This window comes from Deltaproteobacteria bacterium, from assembly GCA_016210045.1.
GTDB lineage: Bacteria > UBA10199 > UBA10199.
Genome location: JACQUX010000016.1, coordinates 45,106 through 52,206, shown reverse-complemented (window position 1 = coordinate 52,206; position 7,101 = coordinate 45,106). Strand labels below are relative to the sequence as shown.

The 7,101-nt window shown below is 54.4% G+C and carries 6 protein-coding genes, 2 tRNA genes and 2 pseudogenes; 5 read left to right on the top strand and 5 right to left on the bottom strand.

Going from position 1 to position 7,101, the window contains the following annotated elements; all coding sequences use genetic code 11:
* The first annotated feature begins 95 nt into the window (after positions 1–95).
* From HY696_04755 to HY696_04735, 5 genes and pseudogenes are all read left to right on the top strand, one after another.
* Positions 96–476 (top strand): hypothetical protein, encoded by a 381-nt coding sequence (locus HY696_04755; protein MBI4237712.1) that lies wholly within the window; start codon positions 96–98, stop codon positions 474–476.
* Between the two features lie 39 nt (positions 477–515).
* Positions 516–833, top strand: a complete 318-nt coding sequence (locus HY696_04750; GenBank protein MBI4237711.1) for a hypothetical protein — start codon at positions 516–518, stop codon at positions 831–833.
* A 141-nt stretch (positions 834–974) separates the two neighbouring features.
* Positions 975–2,444 carry a putative DNA binding domain-containing protein gene (locus HY696_04745; GenBank protein ID MBI4237710.1) on the top strand — a complete coding sequence of 490 codons (1,470 nt, stop codon included), beginning with the start codon at positions 975–977 and terminating at the stop codon, positions 2,442–2,444.
* A 126-nt stretch (positions 2,445–2,570) separates the two neighbouring features.
* Positions 2,571–3,029 (top strand): annotated as a pseudogene (locus HY696_04740) (recombinase family protein).
* A gap of 246 nt (positions 3,030–3,275) precedes the next feature.
* Positions 3,276–3,563, top strand: a pseudogene (locus HY696_04735) (recombinase zinc beta ribbon domain-containing protein).
* Positions 3,564–4,031: 468 nt separating this feature from the next.
* Here HY696_04735 and HY696_04730 read toward each other — a convergent pair.
* From HY696_04730 to HY696_04710, 5 genes are all read right to left on the bottom strand, one after another.
* Positions 4,032–4,104 (bottom strand) — tRNA-Arg (locus HY696_04730).
* A 69-nt stretch (positions 4,105–4,173) separates the two neighbouring features.
* The gene (locus HY696_04725) at positions 4,174–5,079 is read right to left on the bottom strand and encodes an SDR family oxidoreductase (GenBank protein MBI4237709.1); all 906 of its coding nucleotides are present in this window, start codon (positions 5,077–5,079) and stop codon (positions 4,174–4,176) included.
* 121 nt (positions 5,080–5,200) lie between these two features.
* Positions 5,201–5,273, bottom strand: a tRNA-Arg gene (locus HY696_04720).
* A 119-nt stretch (positions 5,274–5,392) separates the two neighbouring features.
* Positions 5,393–5,683: a hypothetical protein gene (locus tag HY696_04715; protein MBI4237708.1), complete on the bottom strand. Its 291-nt coding sequence runs from the start codon at positions 5,681–5,683 to the stop codon at positions 5,393–5,395.
* A 265-nt stretch (positions 5,684–5,948) separates the two neighbouring features.
* Positions 5,949–7,076: a hypothetical protein gene (locus tag HY696_04710; GenBank protein MBI4237707.1), complete on the bottom strand. Its 1,128-nt coding sequence runs from the start codon at positions 7,074–7,076 to the stop codon at positions 5,949–5,951.
* Between the last annotated feature and the right edge of the window lie 25 nt (positions 7,077–7,101).

The window sequence follows — 7,101 nt, the reverse complement described above, 5'->3', positions numbered from 1 at the left end:
GGGCCGTGAATGACACGAATCGAAGAGGTGTCCTTGGACCCGGAGTAGGTGCAGCATTCGTTGAGCATGAGTTATCAAAAGCGATTAGAGAACGAATGAAAGACGTCGCGGTTGAATTATCGGAAGTCGACCTCAACAAAAATAAATTGGGTCCAATTCTAAAGAGCTTGTTTGATCAATATATTATCCTGGCAGAGGATCTACTGAAAAAACCGGCCGTGTGGGGGCCACCTAAGGCTGAAAAATCTCAAAGACATATGAATCTGTGGACTGAAACAACCAAACCAGCGTTATGGACATATTTTGAAAGCGAATTCAGTTCCGCGCTCACAAAGCGGAGTATCTCCAAGAGAATAAAAATCAGAGAGACCTTACTTTGGCTTGTTATCGGTGCGGTTATCAGCAGATTTGGTGATTTAATCACATTGGCTGAAAAGACGATAACGTCACTGAAAAATTTTACGACAGGGCCATAAGAAGGGCCATTTTTCTGTACTATTTGGAAAGGATTAAAAATGAAACTCAACATCGACCACCTAACCGAATCCGAACTCATCGAACTCAACCACAAGATTGTGGAACGACTTCGCCTCATGCGTCAGATTCGTTCCCACAAGGAAATGTTCAAATTCAAGATCGGTGACCGAGTGAGTTTTCATCCATCAGGCCATGAACCGCAGGCGGGCACGTTGACCCGCTTCAACAGAAAATCAGTCACGGTCATCACTGACAACGGCGGGCATTGGAATGTGGCACCGACGTTGATTGAATTGGCGGAGCCAAAGGGTCCGGAGGCGGAGACAGAAATGCCGCAGTTGAAGCTTTTGAAGTAGGTGATTTACCAGACGGTGTCTCGGAAATTGTGGCCGCAGGAAAAGCCAGACGCCGTCTGACGAATTGATAAGGAATTGAAAAAGTGCAGACACCGTCTGCACAATTGAAAGGAAAGAATGCTGAGAGATCTGTCACAATCCATGCCACCTCTTGACGACGAATTGGTCGAACAAATCTTGACCTTACCCGAGGGGCGAACCTTTGATGTTAAACGGGTGGGCGATAATTCCGGCAAGATCAAGACCATTACCGCCTTTGCCAACACGGACGGTGGTGTTCTTGTTTTGGGTGTTGAGGACTCAAAAAAGGCCACGGGGCGGGATCGGGTTTATGGCATTCAGGAAAATTTGGAGTCCGTTGCGGAACTCAAGCGGCTCCTGGGCCACCGGATCACGCCGGTTATCGATTTGCCTCATAGTGAACCGCTCTCATTCATCGAAATCGGTTGTACGCTGAGGGATGGATCTGCGGGCTCCATCCTGGTCGTCAAAGTCAGCAAGAGCTACACCGTTCATTCCATTGTTGATGGCGGTACTTTTGTCCGCGAGGACAATACCAACAGGCACCTGAGCGCAAGCCAGATCACCGAGCTCTCCATGCAGCGGGGCGCCACCAGCGCGGTCAATATCTTGGCCGATGTTCCCTTTGAATTGCTCAATACGATTTACTGGAAGGAATACCGGGATTACCGAAAACTGACCCGCGATATCGATCAAGCCCTGTTTCATCTGGGGCTGGCCAGGAAAGACGAAAAGGGGAAATTACTGCCGACCCGAGCCGCCGTTTTGCTTTTTGCCGAGGAGCCAGCGGGTCTCTTGGATACAAAATGTTCCATCAGAATCTTTCATTACAAAGGCGAATCAATTGAGCATAAGGTGGAAACGAATCTTCTGCGCACACCCAAATCAGTGATGGGGCCATTGAAGGTACAAATCACTTCGGCCAGGGACATCGTGATTGATTCTTTGGCCACCGGTGTCCAGGTGGGGCCTCTTGGTTTTGAAATCGCTCAACGCTATCCGGTAAGGGTTATCACTGAAGCCATCACCAACGCGGTCATTCACCGTGACTATCGGATCTCTGCCGACATCCACATCCGAATCTTTGCCAATCGGATTGAAATTGAAAGCCCCGGCGTTTTGCCCGGGGGAGTAACGGCTTACAATATCGGCATACGGGGTTCTCATCCGCGCAACCGGGCTTTGGTGGATCATTTGAGAGAATTTCCCCAGCCTCCGAATCTGGATGCAGGGGAAGGGGTCAGGATGATGTTTGAAACGATGGGACAGGCGGAGCTTTATCCGCCGATTTTTTTAACTCAGCCGGCCATCTCTAAAGAAGCCGTCATCGTATTTCTCTTCAATGAACTCAGGCTGGGAGTTTGGGATCAGGTTTATCAATATTTGCTGAAGCAAAATGACATAGGGAATGCCGAGGTAAGAAAAATACTTCGGACCGACGATACGATTAAGGCTTACAAGACCATCAGTAATTGGGTCAAGCTGGGTCTTTTGGTTGTGAGTAACCCGACAGCGGCCAAGCAGAATCGTCGTTACCGGCTTCCGGGAGCAACCCCCGATCAGGGGTTGTTATCCAAGCTGCTAGGATAACAAACCCAAGAAGGCTAAAAATGCTAAACGTTTCAAATGGTTATAAAATCGCTCTTATCCAATCTAGAAGGGATAACAACTTCCATACCCCTAAACGGTATGGCAATTTGATCGTCAGGTGACCCTATGAACGCCATCATTCTCGCCCGCGTTTCGACGAAAGAACAGGAAGACGGCTACTCCATCGACGCCCAGATTGCTCGGATGCAGGAGTACTGCCAGCGCAGGAATCTGAACGTCCTCAAGGTTTTCCGGATCATTGAGTCATCCACCCAGGGCGAGCGCAAAGAATTTCACCAGATGATCGCCTTTGCCACGTCCCAAAAAGAAAAGGTGGCGATTGTGGCCGATGCGGTGGACCGGATTCAGAGGGGCTTCAGCGAATCGGTTCTTCTGGACAAGCTGATTCACGAAGGAAAAATCGAACTTCATTTCAATCGCGAGAGCATGGTTCTCAACGACAACGCCACCAGCATCGATATCATGCGCTGGGATTTTAGCGTGATGAACGCCAAGTCCTACGTGTTGCAACTGAGCGAGAACGTCAAACGGAGCATCAATCACAAGGTCAAGAACGGCCAGTGGATCGGCAAGGCGCCGATTGGGTACGTTTCAATAGTTGATCCTGAAACCTGCAGAAAGAAACCCGTGCCCGATGCTGAAAAAGCATTTCTGGTGAAGCGGCTCTTTCAGGAATACGCCCAGGGTGGGCGGTCTCTCAGCGAGATGGCCAAGCTTGCCAAAAAATGGGGGCTCGTTTCATTGAACGGAAAACCCTACGGCACGGGAAACGTTTACCAAATTCTGCAGAACCCTTTTTACTATGGCGACATGCGGGTCAAAGGAAAGATCTATCCAGCCAAGCACACACCCATCATTTCCAGAGAGCTTTACGACCAAGCCCAGTCGGTTCGCCTGAGCTGGAACAAGAAGCCGTTCAAATATTCCGACAAGCCCTTCATCTTTCGGGGTCTTATCAAATGCGCCTATTGTGGCTGCACCATCACCAGCGACCTCAAAAAGGGAAAATACGTTTACATGTACTGCACCAAATCCAGAGGCCCCTGCGAAGGTTTGCGGATCCGAGAAGAGGAATTGTTGGAGCAGATCAAAGATGTTTTCCGAAGTTTTCACATCCCCGAGAATGTCCTGGCAGCGCTCAAAAACCATTTGGCTGAATCAGTCAAAGCCAAGAAGGTCTTTCACGACGAGGCCATCAGCCGGGTACGCAAAAATTACGATCTCATCCAAAGAAAACTCGATGCCTTGCTCGACATGAGACTCGAAGGGAGTATTACACGGGATGAGTATGACAAAAAATGCACCGAATTGAAGGAACGACAGTACGAATTGAACGGCGAATTATCGGCCCACACCGAAGCCGACGAGAGCTTCAACATGACCTTTTCCACCTTGCTGGACCTGGCTTCACGGGCCTATGAGCTTTTTGAGAGTTCGAAAGTGGACCAAAAGCGGCAACTCATCAACTTCACGCTTTCGAACCTGGCTTTGAAAGGCTCAACCCTCGAATATCAAATAAGAAAGCCCTTCTCTCATTTCGGAAAAACGGCCTCTCATTCACAAATGCGCGCCCGGAGAGACTCGAACTCCCAACCCTCAGGTTCGAAGCCTGATGCTCTATCCGTTGAGCTACGGGCGCTGGTGGAGCGATCCTTGAATTGATGTCGTGTTCCAGAAAAATGGGCAGCTGTAAAGGGGGTGTTTTTTCCTACGCGCGCATGAATGGCTGCAACAGACTCCCGATTACGGAGCGCAATGGGGTGCGATGGCCGATGCCCAGCTTTTCAAGTCCAGCACAGACCATCTGACAATTCTGCGGACGCGGCGCTTCCGATGAGGGCGTGGTCACTGGCACTAAATGGTCTGTCGCAACACCCAATATTTCTTCCATGGCCTTCGTCAGTTCGTATTTGGTAAAGGCCTCATCAGATTGCCAATGATACACGCCCGCCGCGAGTCCATCGCGCGCGATGCGTGCGACCATCTGTTCGAGTACCAACGCGACATCGTCCGTCAGTGTGGGGAAACGAACGGCCCAATGGTCAAGCGCCACCGGATCTGTTGCCAACAATGCCTGCGCCAACGCCATTGCCGGACATTCGTCGAGCCGCGTCACTGGTCCGTACAGGATCGGCAGACGGAGGATATAATGTCTGGTCGGTAGCATTGCGGCCACGGCCTGTTCGCCCGCCAGCTTGGTTTGGCCGTAAAAGTTCAACGGGCGCGGCATGGCCATTTCGGCATACGGCGGCTGCGTGCCCTCGAACACGTAATCGGTCGAGATGTAGATGAACTTGCTGTCATACGGCTTGGCACACTCGGCTAAAGTGCCTGTCGCCTGCGCGTTCAGCGCCAATGTCGCATCGTGCTGACTTTCGCTGACGTCGGGACGGCGCTCTGCCGCGCAGTGGATGATGATCTCCGGCCGGGTGGCCTGCACGACCTCGCGAATTGAAGTCGGATCGAGCAGATTGAGCGGAACGAGCGCGCTGTTGGTTCGCCGAAACGCGGTGCCGACGACATGGAAGGCATCCAGCGCGCTAAAGTGACGCCACACCACCCGCCCGAGCAATCCGGACGCGCCAGTGAGGAGGATGTTTATTTTTTCCATCATGCGTTCCTGTACCCGACACACGATATTCGATACACGATATACGAAATTATGCGCCAGCAATGTTACCAAAAAGCCCCGAAGCCTTCGTGTATCGGGGCAAATTTTGCTGAAGCAAAATTTGCGCGCCCGGCAGGATTCGAACCTGCGGCGTCCTGCTTAGAAGGCAGGTGCTCTATCCCCTGAGCTACGGGCGCGAAATGCACGACATTGTGCGAGGTCATACCCGATTCGGACGACTGGAAGCAACACCGTTGGGACGCAAATACAATCAGGCGGGCACGTGAGATGCACGCCGGGCGTATTCGGATGCGATCTATGGTCCCCAATGGGCGGCATAGGCGGAAGTGGAGTCCGGATGCAACGCAGCGAGATAGGCGTCGAGGCGTTCGATGACGGCGAGCCAAGGAATCGCCGTGGTGGAATCGCGATCGCGTGCGGGGAGCGCCGCGAGCAGCACAGCGGCATCTGCTGCAGATCGCTGACATCGGTCGAGCAGTGTTTGCAGAATCCCCGCCGCGGCAAGTAATGTGGGTTCTTTATTTTCAAGACCAGAGGAAGGCAGCGATGGGTCCCACGCCAACAGAATCGCCCCTTGGTTCCCCATCACGGACTGCACTGCCTCTTGAAACGACAGCCTGGAACGGGAGTGCCACCAGGCGCTAAAGGTCCGCGGACCAGCGGTTGACGGCCGTATGCGCCCGACAACTGATGAACGGCCCAGAGGAGCACGCGGGAGGCCCGCGACGACAGCGCCGTCCACGCCCACAACCGCCGCGCGCGCTGGTGGCACCCGTCGTCTGACCGATGGTTGGGATGCAACAATCGCCGGCGCTGCGGTTCCGCCAAGCGCTCCTCGTCCAAAACCTCGGTTACTCGTCCTCATCGTCGGCTCCGTTTCCCGCTGTAGCGTATTTCGCGCGCAACGTGACCGCGACACGACGCATGGCCGGCAATACCGATGCCCGCTCTCCCGCGCCGCCACACTGTTCGATCGCGGCACATAAGGTTTCTATTTTTTGCGGTCCGATCCGAGCCGCCTCGAACCAGTCTTGCAACCGCCCCTCTTCCGGAATCGCGGCCGCGTAGCATGCCATTAGCAGAGCGGCGGCGCGGCGCAAGTCTTCATCGCCGCGGGCTCCCATCGGCGCAAACTCCGCGTCCGCCCAACCCCACAGCAACTGCCGCGCCGTATGATGGGCAAACGCGGATTCAATCGCTGCGTGCCACTGCGCGGCATACACACCGTCTGTGGCACAGGCGACGTCAATCAGGCCCAGGATCTGCAGAAAGAAGGCACTGCGTCGCTGCAGCACGACGGGGAGCGCTTCGGCATACAACACACGGTCATGCTGAAAGAGGTCGAACAGAGCCCGCAATTTATCGACCGAGGACTGGACGGCCTCTTGGCTCACTGCCGGTTCCGGTTCCTCGCCATCTATCCAACCGTCCTCGACGGTTTCCAGCCAATAGGCCACTGCCGACGCGGCATTGTTCAGGATATGCGGCAGATTCACGAGCACGGCGTGCCGCAAGCCAATGGCCTCAATCCAGGCCTGCGGGGAATCGACACGCATGGCCACGGCAGCGGCGGCGCGCTGCACCGGCATGGCGTAACGGGGAGTGCGGCGCAAGTAATCCCAAGCGCCGTGCAGAGCGGTTTGCAACCAGTCCGGCACGTCCGCCCAAGGCACGTCATGCGGCAAAGCAACCGCACGCGCCGACATGTCCAACGCGGCCGCAGACGACATGGCATGCTCGCGCACGCGTACAGGAGCGGAGCATCCGGCACTACTCGCGCTCGCGCCTGCCCACGCCGGCGCCGTCTCTTGAAACCGTACCACCTGCATGCCGACCGGAGCCGGCGGCAATTCGATAGCGCGCGACAATGGGAGACCTTGTCCACACAGCAGTCGCCGCAGAGCCGCCGCTTCACGACGCGCGACCACGGAAGGCCGCTGCCGATTCGGGAAACGCTGCTGCAACGAGAAACGGATCATGTTGCTCCCATTATCGGCTCTCAGA

Coding starts and splice junctions, on each gene's coding strand:
- HY696_04755 (MBI4237712.1), top strand. CDS start 96: ATGAAAGACGTCGCGGTTGAATTATCGGAAGTCGACCTCAACAAAAAT.
- HY696_04750 (MBI4237711.1), top strand. CDS start 516: ATGAAACTCAACATCGACCACCTAACCGAATCCGAACTCATCGAACTC.
- HY696_04745 (MBI4237710.1), top strand. CDS start 975: ATGCCACCTCTTGACGACGAATTGGTCGAACAAATCTTGACCTTACCC.
- HY696_04725 (MBI4237709.1), bottom strand. CDS start 5,079: ATGATGGAAAAAATAAACATCCTCCTCACTGGCGCGTCCGGATTGCTC.
- HY696_04715 (MBI4237708.1), bottom strand. CDS start 5,683: ATGGGGAACCAAGGGGCGATTCTGTTGGCGTGGGACCCATCGCTGCCT.
- HY696_04710 (MBI4237707.1), bottom strand. CDS start 7,076: ATGATCCGTTTCTCGTTGCAGCAGCGTTTCCCGAATCGGCAGCGGCCT.